Origin of the sequence: Wolbachia endosymbiont (group A) of Ischnus inquisitorius (genome assembly GCF_964026985.1) — a bacterium.
GTDB lineage: Bacteria > Pseudomonadota > Alphaproteobacteria > Rickettsiales > Anaplasmataceae > Wolbachia > Wolbachia pipientis.
In genome coordinates, this window is sequence record NZ_OZ034715.1 from 1,315,063 (window position 1) to 1,334,629 (window position 19,567).

Below are 19,567 nucleotides of genomic sequence, written 5' to 3' on the forward strand. Positions count from 1 at the left end.
ACCTACAATTTGAAAAACCGTCATTCCGCTACTCGTTAGCGGAATCTATACCGCGCATAGCTGTACGAACATTCATTTTTGAAGGTAAATTGCACAACAGATGATGTCATTCCAGTCTGGAATCCAGAAATTTTGCTTATAACTGAGCTGATGAGCTAAAGGTAGTTGTCTTACGCTAAAACAAACGTTTTTAATTAAGTTGCATAGAACCAGTGTCTGGGCACTGGCCCACTGGTGGCCCAAACTACAACGTTCGTACAGTTGTGGATACCGTGGCGGTATGACGTAGGGAAACCTTTCTTGGGTTAAGCTTTAAATTAAAACATCAAGTATATTGAACTTAAAACATATCTCAGCTATACTTTGCGATAAAGTTAATAAAAATTTTAATAAAATCAGTAACTCTAGCTAAAATGAATACAAAGTGAGCTTTTTTGATATAAATAGTGTTAGAATAATTGGTAGGTACTTTATCAATTTTTTGTTAAGGCTTGGTAGTGCATTCATATTTTTTATTCAATCTCTATACCACTGCCTTGTGCCACCATATTATTTTAGCAACATAGCAAGACAAATTATAGAGATAGGCTTTTTCTCTCTGCCAATTGTTGGGCTCACTGGAGTTTTTATAGGAGCGGCAATAGTTTTACAAAGTAGCTTGAGTGACCCATTAATTAACCAAGAACAGATAATACCCAAACTTGTTACGATCACTATCATTAAAGAGTTAGGACCAGTTTTGATCAGCTTAATAATGGTAGGAAAGGTTGGATCATCAGTTGCAGCAGAAATTGGTACAATGCGCATCACCGAGCAAATAGATGCACTTACAACCTTGAACATCAACCCTTTTAAATATTTAATTGCACCAAGGATTTTAGCGTCAATCATAGTATTTCCCATACTTACAGTATGTGCAGATTTAATAGGAATATTTGGAGGATGTATCACTGCAGTCTTCGAATTTAACCACAATTTAAATATATACATTAAACACACAGCTCAGTTCTTTAATACGTATGATTTTATAACTGGGCTAATAAAAGCAACTGTATTTGGCGCCATAATTTCTGTCTCAAGCTGCTATTACGGTTACCATTGCAAAGAAGGTGCACGAGGAGTAGGTGTTGCTACAACATCAACTGTTGTTTTATCGTCCATACTGATCATTTTAGCAAACTACATGATTACTTTGATACATGCGTAACCCCATAATATCAATATTGAACTTAAGCTTATCTTTTGATGATAGGACAGTACTAAAGGATCTAAATTTTGATATATTAAAAGGGGAATCATTAGTCATACTTGGTGGCTCAGGAAGCGGCAAATCTGTATTAACAAAAACAATTATCGGCTTGCTTGCTCCAGACTCAGGGTCTGTTAAAATAAATAGTAAAAGCAAAAATAAATTTGGGGTTTTATTTCAAAATTCCGCTTTATTTGACTACGTTACAGTGTGGGAAAATATATCTTTTAATTATAAAAAGCGCTTTAATATCAGCAAAAAAGAGGCAAAACAGCTAGCAATCGAGAAGTTAAATGATGTTGGACTGGAGGAAAGCATAGCAGATATGTTTCCAATAGAGCTATCAGGTGGAATGAAAAAAAGAGTGGCACTTGCAAGGGCGATTGCACACAATCCAGAAATCATTATTTTGGATGAACCAACTTCAGGATTGGACCCAATTATGTCAGATATAGTAAACGAGATAATAATAAAATTATCTAGAGATCTTAACCCTACAATTATCACGATTACACATGATATTCATAGCGCATTTAAAATAGCTGATAAAATAGCAGTATTATATGAAGGGGAGATCATTTCCCATGGAACTGTTCAGGAAATACAAAATACTAATAACGAATATATAAAAAAATTCATTCATTATATATAGCTAAAGATATATACACTATTGCTAACAGTCATATTTTTAAGTTTTAACTTTGTAAAAGGTAGTGGACATTGGAATTCAGATTTTTTTCAAACTGGATCCTATAGCTAACACGTCATACCGCGATTCATTCGCGGTATCTCGGCATAGATTCCGCTAACTAGTAGCGGAATGACGAATTTGTCGTTTTTCAAATTGTCGTAAGTCAGTTTAGCTATATATAGGATGACAGAAATTGTTTGTATTAGCTATATTCAAAAGCTCTATTGATATTTTGCAATATTTGTGATAAAATAATAGCTTAAGGTTGAGAGTAAAAATTTATGAGTGAAGCTCAAGGTCCAAATATTGCAGAATGGCAAGCGCAGCAGCAACACCAAGAGGCTGCTGGTGAGAAAAGTGGTTTTGGTCTTGGTCATAGTGACTCTGTTTCAACAGTCGTGGATGGAATGAAATGGTTGTTCAACTTTCATGAAGGAGCAATTGCTGCTTATAGTAACGTGTTTGAAGGTTTGGTGAGTGGTAGTAGTCTAGTAACGCTGTTTGGAAAATCAGGTAATATGTTTGGCATAAAATTTCTTGAAGGCCTTGCAGAATATTTTTCAGGTGGAGGTGGGGAAGATATGCCATCAGAAGGAATGGATATGGCTCATGGTGATGAGGGACCTCACTCAGATGATTACCCTCATGCCAATAATGAAATGGCTCATAATGCTGATGGTTTGCAAGACATGCATGATGCAGGTGATCACCATGGTCAATCTTTTTCACCTGGTCCTTCACCATCTGTTGGTGATGACCACGGGCATGAACTTGGTTAAACGCTTAAAAACTGCTGAATAGTATGCGAGAAGGCCTAATAAGAAAAGTTGCTGTTGTTATAATTAACATGAGTTTGTCTTAGTGAAAAAGGTTTCAGTTTTAGGGTCAACAGGAAGTGTTGGAAAAAAGACTGTAGATTTGCTCTCAAAGAGAAAAGAAGAATACCAAGTGGAAGCACTAAGTGCCCATTCGAACTTTGCTCTACTGGCACACCAAGCAAAACTGCTAAATGCAAAATATGTTGCTATCTCCGATGAAAGGCTTTACAAAGATTTGAAAGAAAGTTTACTTGGTACAGATGTAAAAATAGCAATTGGTGCTACAAATATTGCTACCATACCTGTTGATCTCTCAGTTGTTGCAATAGTTGGCATTGCAGGCCTTGGGCCAGTTATGGAAGTTATAGAAAGCGGTACCAAAGTCATTGCATTGGCAAACAAAGAAAGCATTGTTTGCGGTGGAAAGTTATTACTCAAAAAAGCTAAAGAAAAAAATGTACAAATAATCCCTATTGACTCTGAGCACAATGCAATTTTTCAAATTTTGCAAAATGACGACAAATGCGTAGAAAAGATCATACTTACTGCTTCTGGTGGACCATTCTTAAATTATAGCCTTGAGCAATTAAGAAATGTTATGGTAGATAAGGCGCTTAGTCACCCCACTTGGAATATGGGAAAGAAAACCTCGGTTGATAGCGCAACAATGATGAATAAGGCACTAGAGATAATAGAAGCACATAACTTGTTTAATATCAGCCCGGATAAAATTGAAGCAATAGTGCATCCTGAGTCAATAGTACATGGAATTGTAACTTATAAGGATGGGTTCAACTTTGCTGTGCTTGCAGAAACTGACATGGCAATTCCTATTTCATATGCTCTATCTTGGCCGGAAAGATCAGCTTTAAATCGTAAATTAGATTTAACAAAGCAAGGAAAATTGACCTTTCAAGAACCAGACCATAAGCGTTTTCCTGCTCTAAAGCTTAGCATGGCAGTGTTAAACTCTTCTGCTCCACAAACAAACAGTATTGTGCTCAATGCTGCAAATGAAATAGCTGTTAATGAATTTTTGAAGTCACGAATCGGCTTTTTAAAAATAGTAGAGGTAGTGGAATCAACAATGGAAAGTTTTGGTAGTTATACTGATATTAATTCACTATCTGATATAATAAATATTGATTATGAAAGTCGTATTATTGCTCACAAAATTGTTGAAAGTAAAGTTGTTGCGTATAGCTAGAGTAATGTAACCAGACTGCATTCTGTGATTTTTAGCAAAACACGATACACAATCGTCATTCCGCTACTAGTTAGCGGAATCTATGCCGAGATACCGCGAATGAATCGCGGTATGACGGTTCGCGGCGGCATGACGATAAGCTCGTCATCCCGCTGCTTGTTAGCGGGATCTCTTGTTAGCGGCTGAGATACCGCGGCGGTATAGCTATCTTCAAAAATATGGTTGAATAATTGTTAATAATAGTGTATAATTATTAATATTTTTAAGCACTTTGGCTATGGCTTTATCTAAGTTTCTCGACCCTAAGCTGGATTTAACCTTCAAAAAAATATTTGGCACTGAAAAAAATAAGAATATTCTCATACATTTTTTGAATGATATTTTAGGGTTTACCGAGATAAATACTATACAAGAAGTGGAATTCCTCAGTACTATAATGGATCCTGAAATTGCCTCTGATAAGCAAAGTATAGTTGATGTTCTTTGCAGGGACTCTAGTGGGGCTAGGTATGTGATTGAAATGGTGCGACCTGAAAGTCTTCGGTCATATTGTTTAAAAGGAGAGGAATTCATTCAGAAAGAAACTGAAAGGATTCTAAAACTTATTAAACCAGATGTTTTGCCGTCTGAGTCTACGCATCAGTGCGAATCGGGCAACCGGTTGGTGCCAAGCGATGCGGACAATGAACCTCCTCTTGAAAAAGAAGATGCTCAATCGTGAGAGGGGCATAAACTGCAAGCATCATGTGGTTGGAGGGCTAGGCTAGTGGTATGGTGAACGTAAGTGAAGCTTTATAAGTACCGATACGATGAAAGAGCTAAAGATGCTGATAAGCTCTGACCAAAAGGTAATGTGGATAAGTTACATTTTTCATTTCTAGATGTACGCAAATAATAACTCCACCGGTATAGAGAAGCCACCTAACCCACTATTGTATGACTGGAGAAACAGGGTAAGCCTGTATTTTCGCCTACATGGCAAGCAAACCGCAAGGAATGCTGATGGAAGTGCAGGTAAAGGAGAATGGAGAAAGCGAATGCCATTTTGTAACGAAATGGATAGAATTTGTAACATTAATTCGCGTGAAAACGAGCAGACTTCCGTTTGGTCCCTCGTGACAAGAAACTTTGTTAACCACTTAAGGTAGGAAAGCAGATGATTACAAGTAAACCTGTAAGTGCATCTACCAAAAGCTTTGAAGCATGGAAGCAGTTGCCATGGAAGAAATGCCAGAAAGTTATTGTGAGGCTACAAAGACGTATTGTTAAGGCTGTCCAAGAAGGAAGATGGGGTAAGGTAAAAACTTTACAACATCTTCTCACACGCTCTTTTAGCGGAAAAGCTTTGGCTGTTAAGAGAGTAACTGAAAACCAAGGAAAAAACACAGCGGGTGTAGATCGTCAACTATGGTCAACTTGCAATGCTAAATTTCAAGGAATAAAGCAGTTAAAGCAAAGAGGATATAAACCTTCTCCGCTAAAACGGATTTATATCAGTAAATCTAATGGCAAAAGAAGACCTCTTGGAATACCCACGATAAAAGATAGAGCCATGCAAGCATTATATCTGTTTGCTCTGGAACCGATAGCTGAAACGATCAGTGATCGTCACTCCTATGGCTTTAGACCTAAAAGATCCTGTGCAGATGCTACAGTAGCTTGTCATTTGTTACTGGCAAGTCGTAATCAACTACAATGGATACTTGAAGGTGATATCAAAGGATGCTTTGACAACATTAATCATGAATGGCTTATGAAGCATATTCCTATGGAGAAAAAAATTCTGCATAGTTGGTTAAAAGCTGGCTTCCTAGAATCAAAAACTCTGTATCCCACAACTGCAGGTACCCCGCAAGGTGGTATAATTTCTCCAATACTAGCCAATTTAGCCTTAAACGGACTTGAAAAGTTATTGGAAAGTCGATTTGGTAAACTCGGCAGTAGAAAAAGAAACAAAATCAGAAGTGGAGTGAATGTAATCAGATACGCAGACGACTTTATTATTTCAGGTTTCACACATGAAGTACTGGAAAAGGAAGTTAAGCCTTTAGTATCATCTTTTCTTCATGAGCGAGGTTTAATTCTGTCAGAAGAGAAGACAAAGATTACATCTATCACAACAGGGTTTGACTTTCTTGGTTGTAATGTACGTAGATATAATAAGAAGTTAATTATTAAACCTTCGAAAGAAAGTATTAAAAGACTTCTTAATAAAGCACGTACATTGATAAAAGCAAATATAGCGAACACTCAGGCTATAGTAATTAAGTCACTCAGCTCTCTACTGAGAGGATGGGGAAATTACTATCACCATGTGTGTGCTAAAAAAGCGTTTAGAAAGATCGACAATGAAATTTGGCATAGTTTATGGAAATGGGCAAAGAAAAGACATCCTCGTAAAGGATTACGTTGGATAAAGAATCGTTACTTCAAAGTAATGGGTCAACGCCAATGGGTTTTTGCTGCACCCCTATGCAAGAACAAACCAAAAGAGATACGGTATTTAAGACTGCTTAAGCTGATTGATATACCTATCAGACGACATGTTAAAATCAGAGCGGATGCAAATCCCCTTGACTTAAAATGGAAAAAGTATTTTGATGAGAGAGTGAAACGAACAAGAATGTTAGCAAGCTCTTTCTCAAGAGAAGGTTCTCTACTGTTGGTGTCACCATTAAGAATGATGTTTCCTGAGGAATCATGAAGGACAAGCCGGTTCTAGAAAAGAAGAACTTAGATAAGGGGCTCAAGCGTAGTGTTGGGAAACCTGCATGCTGCGTTTCTAAGGGAGGGGGTAGTAGTAATACTGCTTCCTTACCTGACCAGCTCGCTAGAGACAAGGGCTTCGAAAAACGCGCTCAATTATATGCCGCTAAAGCCTACTCAAGACAATTAGATAAATCTGGCAACTACATTGATTTAAAGAAAGTCTTCTTTATTGCTATATCAAATTGTAACTTACTTCCTGAAGAAGTTGATTATATTTCTACTCACAATATACGTGATATAAAAACTAACGGCCATTACTTAAAAGATTTTCAGTTTGTCTTTATTGAGTTGCCTAAATTCGCAAAAAATAAAGTAGAGCAGTTAGAAAGTATAGTAGAAAGGTGGTGTTTCTTTTTTAAATACGCAGAAGAAACAACAGAAGAGGACTTAAAAGAGATAGCAGAAAAAGCGCCAATAATAAAGCTAGCATATGATGAATTAGACAAGTTTCGTTGGAACGAAAAAGATTTAGTAGCTTACGAAGAAAGGATAATGGATCTACGGAAAGAAGAAGCCATTCTTGAATACAGACTTGATCTTGCTACTGAAAAAGGCAAAAAAATTGGTAAAGAGGAAGGGAAAATTGAAGTCGCAAAAGCAATGCTGGCTAATAATGTTGATGTCAACACTATTGTCAAGTTTACTGGCCTTTCTATTAGTGAGATTGAAGAATTAAGTGGAAATCTGTGAACGGTTACGTTTATTTTTTATCCTTATCATCAAGTGTAAATAAGGTTATTGTAGAGATTAAGCCTATTATAACTATTATTAACGAAAATGGGGCAGCTTCTCTATAGCGCTCATCGCTTACAAGTTCATATATTCTAGTTGATATAGTTTCAAAATTAAATGGTCTTATAATAAGTGTTGCTGTGAGCTCTTTGATAGTATCCATAAATACGAGCAAAAATCCCGATAATATACTCTTCTTGATGAGAGGGATATGAACATTCAAACATGTGGAAATAGGTCCATGACCCATAGTATATGCAGTCCACTCAATTTCATTTGGTGTTTTTTTGAGCCCTGACTCTACCGCCTTGAAAGATATAGCAAAAAAACGAAATAAATATGAGTAAACTAATGCGCCAATAGTTCCTACCAAGCTAATTTCCACAATATATTGAGTAATGAAAGAGGATATTCTGCTTAAAAATATTATTATGCTAATTGCGATAATTGCATTTGGAATTGCGTAGCCTAAAGAAATGAGACGTGCTACATTATTGATTACCTTATTTTTACGCGCCGTATATCCAATCATTATTGCAATGCTAATTGAGATTAGTGCGGTAATAACTGATAAACTAATGCTATTTGCTATTATGTTATAGAATCTTGCTTCGTATATGAACAACCCCTTCTCTATGCTCCAATATATAAGTGGGATCACTGGCAAAGCAAAACCTATCAATATTGGTAATGCACACATAATATAAGTGCAAATTAACGGTATAGCACCACTTACACCCCGTTTGTTGTGATAATCTGCATTAGTGTTGATTGAAGAGTAAGATATTCCTTTTTTTTGTAGTTTTTTTTCGATAGCTATTAGTGTTACAACGAAAATCAATTCTGCAACTGCTAAAACAGTAGTTGAATATTTGTCATGCAGTAAAAACCAGGTGCGATATATTCCTGTTGTGAAAGTATCGATAGCAAGAAACTGTGGTGTGCCGAAATCTGTAATTACTTCCATTAGTACCAAAGACAACCCAGCTATAATTGATGGGCGTATGGAGGGTATGATGACAGAAAACAGGCTCTTCAATGAGGAGAACCCAAGTGTTGACGCAATAGTGACTGAGTTACTAACATTCTTTAGACTTGAGCGGACTAACATATAAACGTATGGATATAGGCTGAATCCCATTACTAATATTCCACCACCTAGGGATTTTATTTCAGGAAACCAATAGTCACCTTTGCTCCAATCTAAAATGTCTCTTAATAAGCTCTGCACCGGACCTGAAAACTCTAGCGTATTTACATAGACGAACGCTACTATATATCCAGGAATCGATATCGGAAAGAACAAAGCAATCTCAAAAATTTTACTTCCAGGAAATGAAAAAAATGTGGTGAGCCAAGCTGGAATTACTCCAAATATGAAAGATATTCCCCCTACTCCTACCATCAAAATTAACGTACTCAGTATATATTCAGGGAAAAGTGTGCTGATTACCCATCCGGAATTTGCTGTATCTGTAAATAGAATTGATATTAATGATAATATTGGACAGACGAATAATATACTTACTAGAAATAAGAATATATTTTTAAATACTCTTAAAAACATTAATTTGAATCTATATTTTATATTAAAATGTTATATGTAAAAACTGAAGATATCCAGTAATTAACAGCCGTACTATTGAATATCTTTATAATTTTGTATATCATGTTTTTAGTTGATAAGTGAATAATCATGAGCTTCGTCATTGCAACTTTCTATCATTTTGTAGAACTTTCTAATTATTATGACATGAAAGACGAAATAAAAGCTACATGCAACAACGTTGAGTTAAAGGGCACTATACTCCTTGCAGAAGAGGGTGTTAATGCAACAATATCTGGTGAAAGAAACGCAATTGATAAAATATTCGATTTTCTACGTTCTGATTATAGGCTAAGGGACCTTACATGGAAAGAGAGTGCAGCAGAATATCAACCATTTAGCAAGATGAAGGTAAAATTAAAAAGAGAGATTGTGAATCTTGGTGTAAGCAATCTTGATATTTCCCTTAAGGGTAAATATGTTGATCCAGAGCATTGGGATGATTTTACTTCTCAACCTGACGTTTTAGTAATAGATGCACGAAATGAGTATGAAGTGAAATTAGGCAAGTTTAAAAATGCAATTAATCCACACACACAATGTTTTCGCGATTTTCCTGAGTGGGCAAAGTCTTTCTCAGAGAGTAAAGACCTGAAAGTGGCTATGTACTGCACTGGTGGGATTAGATGCGAAAAATCAACAGCTTACATGAAAAATCTTGGATTTAACGATGTGTACCACCTGAAAGGCGGCATTCTTTCTTACCTCGAAAAAACTCATAATAAAAATGATAATTGGGAGGGTGAGTGTTTTGTTTTTGATGATAGAATTGCTGTTGATAACTCACTTACTCCAAGCAACACAATAAAATGCATACTCTGCTCAAATCAAGTTTCAACTGATAAACTGAAATCAGTTCCACGTGGCCAAGTGGTTTGTTCTGATTGTAAACTTCAGTGTTATAGCTATAATAAATAAAACATCATACTGCTGCAGTTGTATGCACGTTGTGATTTGAGAGCAACCTCTACCAGAAAGGGTGTCATGCCAGTGCCCAGACACTGGCATCCAGGTTCTTTTTTTCTAGATTCCAGCGTCACACGCTGGAATGACAATAAAGAGCATATGGTTATGCAAGAAGTCTACTTCTTACCCTTAATCAACTCTAAAGCCTTCTCCAGATCTATACTCTCAATATCTGCACTCTTGCCCAAAGCAACGTTTGTTTTACCGCATTTTATATAGAATCCGTACCTACCGTTGCAGATAAAAACTTCTTTTCCCTTTTCATTAACCCCGAGAGATTTTAACTCTTTGCGTGGACTGTTTGCAATAATTTGTACAGCTTCGCTCAATTCTGTATTCAGCACCTCTTTGGAGCTTTTCTTAAGAGAAAAGTATTTACCATCATAGAAAATATAGTACCCAAATCGTCCAAGGCCTATTTTTACTTCCTTTCCGGTTTCAGGGTGTTCTCCGATTACTTTTGGCAAGGAAAGTAACTGAGTAGCGGTGCTCAGATCAATCTCATTAACATTTATATCTTTTGGTATGGAAACCGTTTTTTTCTTTTTTAACTCGTTATTAAACTCCAGATAAAGTCCAAAAGGACCCTTTTTGATCATCACTTCTTGGTTTGTTATATCATCTATACCTAAACTTTTTGGATATTCTGAATTGTCGTTACTGCCCGTAATTTCTTTTGTATGGTTGCATTCAGGATAGTTAGAACATCCAAGGAACACCCCGGCTTTTCCAAAGTTCAATTTCAATATGCCATCAGAGCAAGCAGGGCATTTTGTATTCACCTCTTTTTTTCCTTCTTCTGAACAAAACCAATCGATTACCAAATCGTGAATGCCGCTGAAAACTTCATCATGCGTCATTTGCTTGACAGAGTTTACATGACCAAAAAATGGCACCCAAAAGTGGCCTAATTCTTTTTTCCAATCTGCATGTCCATTTGAAATTAAATCAAGCTTCTCTTCCATTTGTGCTGTGAAATCATACTCTACACAACGCTGAAAAAAAGTTTCTAAAAATATAGTAACGATTTTACCGCGGCTGCTTGGAATAAACCTTTTGCTATCCAATGAAACGTACTCACGATCTTGTAATACCGAAATAATTGTTGCATAAGTTGATGGTCGACCTATACCGATTTCTTCCATTTTTTTTACGATACTTGCTTCACTATAACGAGGTGGCGGTTGAGTGAAATGTTGTTTTGGCTCAACTGAAATCAGCTTACACGCTTCCCCTTCCTTCATGGCAGGTAGCAGGCCTTCATTTTCGGCTTCTATGTTATCTTGGTAGACTCTATAAAAACCATCAAAGAATATACTTGATCCACTTGCTCGCAGAATTACTTTCTGGTCAGTAGAACTAATTTCGACTACCACTTGATCAAGAATCGCCGACTCCATTTGACTTGCAATGGTCCTTTTCCAGATTAAATCATACAATTTAAATTGCTCTGGCGTTAAGTAATCCTTAATACTACCCGGCGTTCTATTGATATCAGTTGGACGAATTGCTTCATGTGCTTCTTGAGCATTTTTGACCTTTTTTACATATTTACGAGGAGACTGCGGTAAATATTTATCACCATATAATGACTTAATTGACCCTCTAATTGAGTTTATAGCCTCATCTGCAATATGAAACCCATCTGTACGCATGTAAGTTATCAACCCTACAGTTTCACCACCAATATCGATACCTTCATATAAATTTTGCGCTATGCGCATAACACTTTTCACATTAAAATACAGTTTATTCACTGCATCTTGCTGAAGACTTGAAGTAATAAACGGAGGAAGCGGGTTTCTCTTAACTTGCTTGCGTTCTACTGTGCTTACAGCATATTGCCTTGATTCAATCTCCCTGACTAAGTTCTTTGCTTCTTCTTCATTCTTAATATCAAATTTTTCTAGCTTTTTATTGTCATAGTGGCTTAGCATAGCAAAAAAAGCCTCATCTTTGCTATTTTGCATTTCTGCTTTTATGCTCCAATACTCCTGTGTTATAAATTTACTAATTTCATCTTCTCGTTCGCATATAATCTTTAATGCAACAGACTGCACTCGCCCTGCAGACTTGCTTCCCGACAATTTTGTCCACAGCAGTGGTGACAAACTAAATCCAACTAGATAATCCAAAGCTCTACGTGCTTGTTGTGCACGCACTAAATCCATATTAATTTCACGTGGATTTTTTATTGCTTCTTGTACTGCTCTTTTTGTTATCTCATTAAAGACTACTCTATAAATGTTGTTTTCATTACTGATTGCTTTCTTTTCTTTTAATGTCTCTATCACATGCCAAGCCATTGCTTCCCCTTCTCTGTCTGGGTCTGTTGCAAGATATATATCTGATGTTTTGCTTGCGGCTTTTACTAACTCTTTTATATACTTTTCTGCTTTTTCAATGGTTTCATACTTTATAGCAAAATCATTATCCGGATCGACAGAACCGTTTTTTGCTGGAAGATCTCTCACATGTCCAAAGGATGCAGCTACTTTGAACTCTTTACTCAAATATTTACCTATTGTCTTTGCTTTCGCAGGTGATTCAACTATTAATAATGCCATATTGTTAATTATTTTAGTACTTAAAGATAATATGTTGAGAAATATACAATGAAAAGTAAAAAAATATTTTAATGGTTCTTGTGAATTTTACGAACCGGGTTGTGGGACCTTTTCAGAAAACCCTTGGACGTTGCTATTTTTAAGTGACTTTGAAGGCTCATTACAATAGTATATGATCGCAGCAGCAACGAGAAGCTAGATTCCAGTGTCAGCTACTTGCATGACAAAAAAAGGAGCGCTGGGATGACATCCTCCCTTGTGGAAATTGCTCTCAAATCACAATGCTCGTATAGCTGCAACCCTGGAGGTACTGTTTCTCACCCACTGGAGATATTGCACGGTACTATCTACTTGATCATCATGTCGAGTTTCAGGAAACATTAAAATCTCATACTCAAAATCGTTCAGCCATACTGCTTGATGTGGCAGAAAAACCTTGCCAGACTCTATAATCGGAACAATTTGATGAAATCGAGTGAGCTTGTCATCATGTGGCACTATTTCAATAATCGGTAAATCACTGTTTGTCTTTAGCTCTTGCACCAATTGTTGACCACTTGTTTTTGCTTCGATTAAAATTGCGTGTGGCGTCCATCTTGCAGCTAGTGACAAAACCTGTTCTTTAAGCTTTGGATACTCAAGCTTTGCGCGATATACATCAAGTAAATAGAATTTATTATCTATTTTTGCCCAGGTGGTGCAGACACTAAAGTTGCTCATGTCGCTTGTTGAAACCGCAGTATCCCAACTTTGTGTTACATGCGAGAGATTATCAGGAACATTTTTATAGCGCTTTAGCCACTCTCGTTTGACTATACCACTTGAAAGCGGCAGAGGGTTTTGTTGATATTGCGCAGCAAAAGCATAACTCCCAAGTTCAACTTTTATCGTCTCAACTTCTTCTTTTCCTCCATCGAGGGGATATAGCAACTGACCTTCTTCTCTTGAATATAATATCCTTACAGGTGACGCTGGTTTATTATATAATCGCCTGGTCGCACAGTGCTGAGCTACTCGGATGATAGGAACGGGAGGCATTGGCTTTTTGATTGAATAAATAACCTGCTTATTTTCAGAAATCATTGGCAAACAAATATGATGCCATATGTTTTTTGGCTTGGAGAGAAGGTGTCCAGTTAAGTCCTCCTGGTGTAGCCTGTGCATTACAAGAACGATGACTCCTTTTTTTCTATCGTTCAGCCTGGTTACTAAAGTCTGATCAAACCAGTTTGTGGCACGCTTTCTAAGCGTTTCACTCAAAGCTTGAGCAGAACTGAGCGGATCGTCCACAATGATAAAATCACCACCTTCACCAGTTAGTGTTCCACCAACTGATGTTGCGATTCTGTATCCTCTCTGCACTGTTTGAAATTTATATTTGGTATTCTGGTCTTTGGATAGTTCTATCTCTGGAAATAGCGCTCTATACCAACTAGACTGCATCACGCACCTGGTGTCGAGCGAGTGCTTTTCGCTGAGCTGCTGAGAATAACTTGCAACTATTATTCTCGCAGTTGGTTGGTTTCCCAGTATCCATGCGGGCCACGCAACGCTTATGCACATGGACTTCATCGAGCGCGGAGGCATATTGAATATTATTCGTTTCACTTCACCAGCGCTCGCTGCTTCCAGCCTGTCTGCTATGACTTTTATATACTGATAATCGTTATACTCACACCCCGGCACTACCGTTTGAAAGCACAGTTCAATGAATTTTAGAAAGTTCATGATATAATGTTGAAACCAACGCGTGACGCTGGGATGACAAAAAAAGGAGCACTGGAATGACACCCTACTTAACCGTCATACCGCGATTCATTCGCGGTATCTCTTAACATAGATCCCGCTAACACGTAGCGGGATGACGAATTAGAGGTTGTCGGGAAACTAGTAAATTCAAGCATATTCCCTCTTTAACATAACCCTACTCATAGCTAGGTATATGAAATTCTCAGTGGATGTTGTGAGTAAATCATACTCCCTCGATAGCCTTCTATTCCTATTAACCCAAGCAAAAGTCCTTTCTACAACCCATCTTCTTGGCTGTACTTTAAACCCTTGTTCTCTTGTTGGTAGTAGCTCAGGTGGCGTATCTTTGTGCACCCAAAATCTACATGGAGGCCTTTTAACAATTTCAATATCTATGTCATATTCTTCCTTTATGTGATTCTTTAAATTTCTTCCTTGGTATCCCATGTCAGCCCACATTTTTTTAACTTTAGTATATTTTGTTCTCATATTGTTTAATGCTATTTTAATACCATCTCTATCATTTTCGTTAGCAGCGCCTACGTAACAACCTAGTATAAAACCCTGAGTGTCTGTAATTATATGCCTTTTTCTACCCTTTACTTTTTTACTTCCATCATAGCCTTTGATCCCCCCTTTTCTGTAGTCTTTACAGATTGACTATCTACTATACAGGCACTCGGCTGCTCATTCCTTCCTATTTTTCTTCTACTATATTTTGTAATTTCATAATTCATTTTCTCAAAAATTCCCTGCTTCTTCCATTGCCTGAACTGCTCATACACAGTCTTCCATAGCGGAAAATCATTTGGTAAATACCGCCATTGACACCCTGTACGCAATACATAGAAAATTGCTTCTAATATTTCTTTTTTGCTATACTTTTGCGGCCTTCCTCCTTTCTTGTATGATACTCTGAAGTGTTTTTCTATTCTTGCCCATTCCCTTTCGCTTAGATCTGTTGGATACTTTTTTCTCATCTTTACCCCGTACTAAAATTTCAGATATTATAGCCTTTTACTTGTTTCCGGACAACCTCTTAGAGGTTGTCCGGAAACTAGTAAATTCAAGCATATTCCCTCTTTAACATAACCCTACTCATAGCTAGGTATATGAAATTCTCAGTGGATGTTGTGAGTAAATCATACTCCTTCGATAGCCTTCTATTCCTATTAACCCAAGCAAAAGTCCTTTCTACAACCCATCTTCTTGGCTGTACTTTAAACCCTTGTTCTCTTGTTGGTAGTAGCTCAGGTGGCGTATCTTTGTGCACCCAAAATCTACATGGAGGCCTTTTAACAATTTCAATATCTATGTCATATTCTTCCTTTATGTGATTCTTTAAATTTCTTCCTTGGTATCCCATGTCAGCCCACATTTTTTTAACTTTAGTATATTTTGTTCTCATATTGTTTAATGCTATTTTAATACCATCTCTATCATTTTCGTTAGCAGCGCCTACGTAACAACCTAGTATAAAACCCTGAGTGTCTGTAATTATATGCCTTTTTCTACCCTTTACTTTTTTACTTCCATCATAGCCTTTGATCCCCCCTTTTCTGTAGTCTTTACAGATTGACTATCTACTATACAGGCACTCGGCTGCTCATTCCTTCCTATTTTTCTTCTACTATATTTTGTAATTTCATAATTCATTTTCTCAAAAATTCCCTGCTTCTTCCATTGCCTGAACTGCTCATACACAGTCTTCCATAGCGGAAAATCATTTGGTAAATACCGCCATTGACACCCTGTACGCAATACACAGAAAATTGCTTCTAATATTTCTTTTTTGCTATACTTTTGCGGCCTTCCTCCTTTCTTGTATGATACTCTGAAGTGTTTTTCTATTCTTGCCCATTCCCTTTCGCTTAGATCTGTTGGATACTTTTTTCTCATCTTTACCCCGTACTAAAATTTCAGATATTATAGCCTTTTACTTGTTTCCGGACAACCTCTTATAGCATTTCTCATAATAGTCCGAATAGGTCATAGGAAGGCAGAATCAACAGCACGACGAAAGGATTCGAATAGAGGAATGTTTTTCCTGGCTCTGTTTTTTATAGCAAACCAATGATGCTCAATTTTGTTAAAATCTGGAGAATAAGGCGGCAGATACAAAATTTCTGCACCGACTCCTTTAGCGAGCTTGATAAGCTTATCAGACTTATGAAAAGTAGCATTATCAAGAATGACAGTTTGTCCAGGTTCTAAGATCGGTGCCAAAAATTGCTCAAACCATCCATTAAAAATATCCATATTACAGTGGCCTTCAAATGTTAATGGAGCAACTATCTTTCTTCTACTTAAGGCTGCAACCATGCTGATTCGTTGAGTTTTTTTTCCAGATTTTAGGGCATAAAATCGCTGTCCTTTCTGGCAATACCCATATGGATAGTCCTCCGTGTTATCAATCCCAGACTCATCTATATACACTAAGTTTTCTGGTTCTTTTGTTGCTATAATTTTTAAGAATTCAGCACGTTTTTCTTCGTTCCTTTCCTTGTATCCATATGTCTTTTTTTGCGCGTAAATCCAATTTTTCTGAGAGCTCGGTGGATCGTTTGGATACTAACGTTGCCCCAAAGTTTAGCCATTTCCGACAGAGTTTTTCTACCGTGTTTTTTAGCAAATTCGATAAACTTATTCCAGTCGATAATTTTCTGATTGTAACCTCCATTACTGAGTTTTTTTGACTGAAAGTCGCCTGTTTCTTTTTTTCTTTGCTGCCACTCCCACAAAGTAGTTCGTCCAATTTTAAATCTTGCTGCCACTGCTTCTCTGCTTTCCCCTTCGTCTAGTGCTTCCATTGCTTTTTTTCTTAAATCATAACTATATGCTGCCGGCATCCAACCTCCTTATCGCCATCTATCCTTAATCTTATCATATCCGGACTTATGTGGAAAGAGCTATACCTTGAGGAAATGATATTCCTTTGATATATCAAGTGTATCATTTGTTGCCCTATTTATAGCACGAGCAACATCATAAAATGCAACGTGTTCTACAGGAGAAAAACTTCCAACGTTTTCTCCATCCATTTTTTCTATATTTGCTTTATAGTAGGATACGTTTTTAATTTCTCCACCCACTATTTCTTGACCAATTGCTATGAAATCTCCTTTTGTAACTTGCAAAGCGTTGAGATGTTCCATTGCAGTTTCTGTATCATTCTCAGCAAGCCAACTTTTGAAGTCAGTATCGTGTCCTTTTATGTCTTTCAAGAAACTTTTTGACTCATCTGAGTTACCTTGACGTAAAGCATCTAGGTAGTCTCTTAATAAACTAGGATCTTTTTCCTGTAAGTACATTATCAACGCATGACCTGTTTTATAAACCAAGCTATTTGCTTCACTGTCCTTTGAGTATTCTAAACTTAAAATTTTATCTAAATCCAAATTTGCAGCTTCAGTTTTGTCGATACTTGATCCTTGAGAATTGAATTTATGATCTGAATGATGCTCAAAGTAGTCTGCAATTCCTTCCATTAATACTGTAGGTAAAGATTTGCCTCCTGTAGCCAAGTAAGTTAAACCATGTGCAAATTCATGCTGAAGGTTATGAATGCCACCTTGCTGGTAGACGTACATTTCAGCAAAAACGTCAGCTTTCCCTTTGTAGTAACATTTACCACCTTCGTCTCCAAGGTAAGAACCGAAACGCTCGCTTCCGCCAAGGTGAGTGTAATCATCCTTGTCATCAAACATGTAAATTTTAAATGTTTGTTCTGAACTGCCGCGTTCTAACTCGAATGCGTTTTTAAAATTAGTAGCTGTTTCTCTTATCTCACTTTCAATGTTAGCAACTTTACTTGCTCTTAAATTGTGAGAATAAACCTCTACTTTAATATTTAAATCTTCAACTTCTATAACATGTGGCGAATTAAACCCTTTGCCGTTATTGTTGAAATATTCTGCTTTAGTTATATTTTTATTTACTTGTTGACTAATTGTCATAATTTTAACCTCTAATTTGCTGATCTTTCAATATCAAGCATAAAGTAATTTCCCTAAAAAAAACGTAAATCCCTGTATTAATATAATTTATATCTTAATAAATAAAGTATAGATAGTTAACTTAATATGTAAAATTTAGAATATGGCTGAAATTCTATACAGCTATATTCCGGAATCACATTGGACAAGGACAAAAGCAAAGTGGTTTATTGACTTTCATTCCACCAAAGCACTATACTAAAACCACGATGGGTAATTAGCTCAGTTGGTAGAGCACTTGCTTGACGTGCAAGCGGTCGCTGGTTCGAACCCAGTGTTACCCACGTTTTTGTTTATGAAAAGATTTTATATGACAGCAGTGCATAACGGTAAACACTCAGCAGCGCAGTCCAAGCGCTTAATCTATTCCATAATAATAGTTGCGATAACAATGTTTATGGAAATAGTAGGTGGAATAATTTCACATTCGCTTGCTCTATTATCAGATGCAGGGCATATGCTCACTGACCTCTTTGCCTTGGTTTTAAGCTGGTTAGCACATAGGTTTTCAGCTAAGAAATCCGATTTGCAGAGATCATACGGATATCATCGGTTGCAGATAATTGCAGCATTTGTTAATGGTTTAACTCTATTCCTCATTGCAGTAATCATTATAATTGAGTCAATAAAGAGGTTTATTTTTCCAGTCAATGTTGAGTGGAAAGTAATGTTAATAATTGCTACACTCGGTCTTGTCTCTAACATAATAGTCTTTTTTATATTACATAGTAAATGCGAGAGCAATATAAACATAAAAAGTGCTGTACTACACGTTATAGGAGATATTTTAGGTTCTGTAGCTGCTATACTTGCATCTATAATTATCATGCTTACTGGATGGCAAATAGTAGATCCAATCTTATCAGTATTTGTTAGTGTGATAATTCTAAATAGCGGCTATAAAATTCTCAAAAATTCTTGCCATATACTCCTTGAAGGTACGCCTGAGGGTATGTCTGCTGAAGAGATAAAAAGTAAGATCACATCAGAATTACCTGAAGTGATAGATGTGCACCACATACATACATGGTCGCTGTCTGATAATTATTTTATAATTACCATGCATGCTAAAATAAAGCAAAATGTGCAGCACACCAATGTTTTATATGAAATAAAAAAAATATTGCTAGATAAGTTCGAGATAGCACACTCTACAGTCGAGATCGAATACGATGAGTGTGCGGATAATAAGATACTTAAACATTGACGTTTTAAATT

At 36.7% G+C, this 19,567-nt stretch carries 16 protein-coding genes, 1 tRNA gene and 1 pseudogene; 10 read left to right on the top strand and 8 right to left on the bottom strand.

Going from position 1 to position 19,567, the window contains the following annotated elements:
- Positions 1 to 424: 424 nt before the first annotated feature.
- From AAGD90_RS06860 to AAGD90_RS06890, 7 genes and pseudogenes are all read left to right on the top strand, one after another.
- Positions 425 to 1,207, top strand: a complete 783-nt coding sequence (locus tag AAGD90_RS06860) for an MlaE family ABC transporter permease (protein ID WP_015589313.1) — start codon at positions 425 to 427, stop codon at positions 1,205 to 1,207.
- Entirely contained in the window at positions 1,200 to 1,901 is a 702-nt protein-coding gene (locus AAGD90_RS06865; RefSeq protein WP_006279859.1) for an ABC transporter ATP-binding protein, read from the top strand. The genes AAGD90_RS06860 and AAGD90_RS06865 overlap by 8 nt, the downstream gene beginning before the upstream one ends.
- A 320-nt stretch (positions 1,902 to 2,221) precedes the next feature.
- Complete coding sequence (locus tag AAGD90_RS06870) at positions 2,222 to 2,719, top strand: hypothetical protein (protein WP_182367341.1); 498 nt, start codon at positions 2,222 to 2,224, stop codon at positions 2,717 to 2,719.
- A gap of 82 nt (positions 2,720 to 2,801) precedes the next feature.
- Entirely contained in the window at positions 2,802 to 3,965 is a 1,164-nt protein-coding gene (gene dxr / locus AAGD90_RS06875) for a 1-deoxy-D-xylulose-5-phosphate reductoisomerase (RefSeq protein ID WP_341821896.1), read from the top strand.
- A 277-nt stretch (positions 3,966 to 4,242) separates the two neighbouring features.
- Positions 4,243 to 4,488 (top strand): annotated as a pseudogene (locus tag AAGD90_RS06880) (PD-(D/E)XK nuclease family transposase); the annotation flags it as partial.
- A 633-nt stretch (positions 4,489 to 5,121) separates the two neighbouring features.
- Positions 5,122 to 6,669: a group II intron reverse transcriptase/maturase gene (ltrA, locus tag AAGD90_RS06885; protein WP_341821897.1), complete on the top strand. Its 1,548-nt coding sequence runs from the start codon at positions 5,122 to 5,124 to the stop codon at positions 6,667 to 6,669.
- A complete protein-coding gene (locus tag AAGD90_RS06890) occupies positions 6,666 to 7,424 on the top strand; it encodes an Rpn family recombination-promoting nuclease/putative transposase (RefSeq protein WP_341821898.1) in 759 nt (252 codons plus the stop codon). The genes ltrA and AAGD90_RS06890 overlap by 4 nt, the downstream gene beginning before the upstream one ends.
- A gap of 10 nt (positions 7,425 to 7,434) precedes the next feature.
- On the opposite strand, the gene AAGD90_RS06895 is transcribed toward AAGD90_RS06890, so the two are convergent.
- Positions 7,435 to 9,033 carry an ABC transporter permease gene (locus AAGD90_RS06895; RefSeq protein WP_341821899.1) on the bottom strand — a complete coding sequence of 533 codons (1,599 nt, stop codon included), beginning with the start codon at positions 9,031 to 9,033 and terminating at the stop codon, positions 7,435 to 7,437.
- Positions 9,034 to 9,162: 129 nt separating this feature from the next.
- Between AAGD90_RS06895 and AAGD90_RS06900 the strand changes: the two genes are divergently transcribed.
- Positions 9,163 to 9,990: a rhodanese-related sulfurtransferase gene (locus AAGD90_RS06900; protein ID WP_341821900.1), complete on the top strand. Its 828-nt coding sequence runs from the start codon at positions 9,163 to 9,165 to the stop codon at positions 9,988 to 9,990.
- Here the strand turns inward: AAGD90_RS06900 and AAGD90_RS06905 are convergent.
- The 7 genes from AAGD90_RS06905 to AAGD90_RS06935 form a co-directional block, all read right to left on the bottom strand.
- Complete coding sequence (locus AAGD90_RS06905) at positions 9,978 to 10,112, bottom strand: hypothetical protein (RefSeq protein WP_255407365.1); 135 nt, start codon at positions 10,110 to 10,112, stop codon at positions 9,978 to 9,980. The genes AAGD90_RS06900 and AAGD90_RS06905 overlap by 13 nt on opposite strands.
- 42 nt (positions 10,113 to 10,154) lie before the next feature.
- Complete coding sequence (gene topA / locus AAGD90_RS06910) at positions 10,155 to 12,605, bottom strand: type I DNA topoisomerase (protein WP_341821901.1); 2,451 nt, start codon at positions 12,603 to 12,605, stop codon at positions 10,155 to 10,157.
- Positions 12,606 to 12,881: 276 nt separating this feature from the next.
- The gene (gene terL / locus AAGD90_RS06915; RefSeq protein WP_341821789.1) at positions 12,882 to 14,333 is read right to left on the bottom strand and encodes a phage terminase large subunit; all 1,452 of its coding nucleotides are present in this window, start codon (positions 14,331 to 14,333) and stop codon (positions 12,882 to 12,884) included.
- 168 nt (positions 14,334 to 14,501) lie between these two features.
- Positions 14,502 to 15,334 (bottom strand): IS5-like element ISWpi1 family transposase gene (locus AAGD90_RS06920; protein ID WP_341821638.1). Its coding sequence is split into 2 segments (ribosomal slippage): positions 14,502 to 14,965 and positions 14,965 to 15,334, totalling 834 coding nucleotides; the frame shifts between segments, so codons are not numbered across the junction.
- Between the two features lie 86 nt (positions 15,335 to 15,420).
- A protein-coding gene (locus AAGD90_RS06925; protein ID WP_341821642.1) for an IS5-like element ISWpi1 family transposase occupies positions 15,421 to 16,253 on the bottom strand; the annotation gives its coding sequence in 2 pieces (ribosomal slippage) (positions 15,421 to 15,884 and positions 15,884 to 16,253; 834 coding nt in all).
- Positions 16,254 to 16,343: 90 nt separating this feature from the next.
- Positions 16,344 to 17,203 (bottom strand): IS630 family transposase gene (locus AAGD90_RS06930; RefSeq protein WP_341821861.1). Its coding sequence is split into 2 segments (ribosomal slippage): positions 16,344 to 16,879 and positions 16,879 to 17,203, totalling 861 coding nucleotides; the frame shifts between segments, so codons are not numbered across the junction.
- Positions 17,204 to 17,263: 60 nt separating this feature from the next.
- Complete coding sequence (locus tag AAGD90_RS06935) at positions 17,264 to 18,310, bottom strand: collagenase (protein ID WP_341821902.1); 1,047 nt, start codon at positions 18,308 to 18,310, stop codon at positions 17,264 to 17,266.
- A 250-nt stretch (positions 18,311 to 18,560) separates the two neighbouring features.
- On the opposite strand from AAGD90_RS06935, the gene AAGD90_RS06940 reads away from it, so the two are divergent.
- Both AAGD90_RS06940 and AAGD90_RS06945 read left to right on the top strand, forming a co-directional pair.
- A tRNA-Val gene (locus tag AAGD90_RS06940) sits at positions 18,561 to 18,633 on the top strand.
- A 26-nt stretch (positions 18,634 to 18,659) separates the two neighbouring features.
- Positions 18,660 to 19,556 carry a cation diffusion facilitator family transporter gene (locus AAGD90_RS06945; RefSeq protein WP_341821903.1) on the top strand — a complete coding sequence of 299 codons (897 nt, stop codon included), beginning with the start codon at positions 18,660 to 18,662 and terminating at the stop codon, positions 19,554 to 19,556.
- Positions 19,557 to 19,567 lie beyond the last annotated feature (11 nt).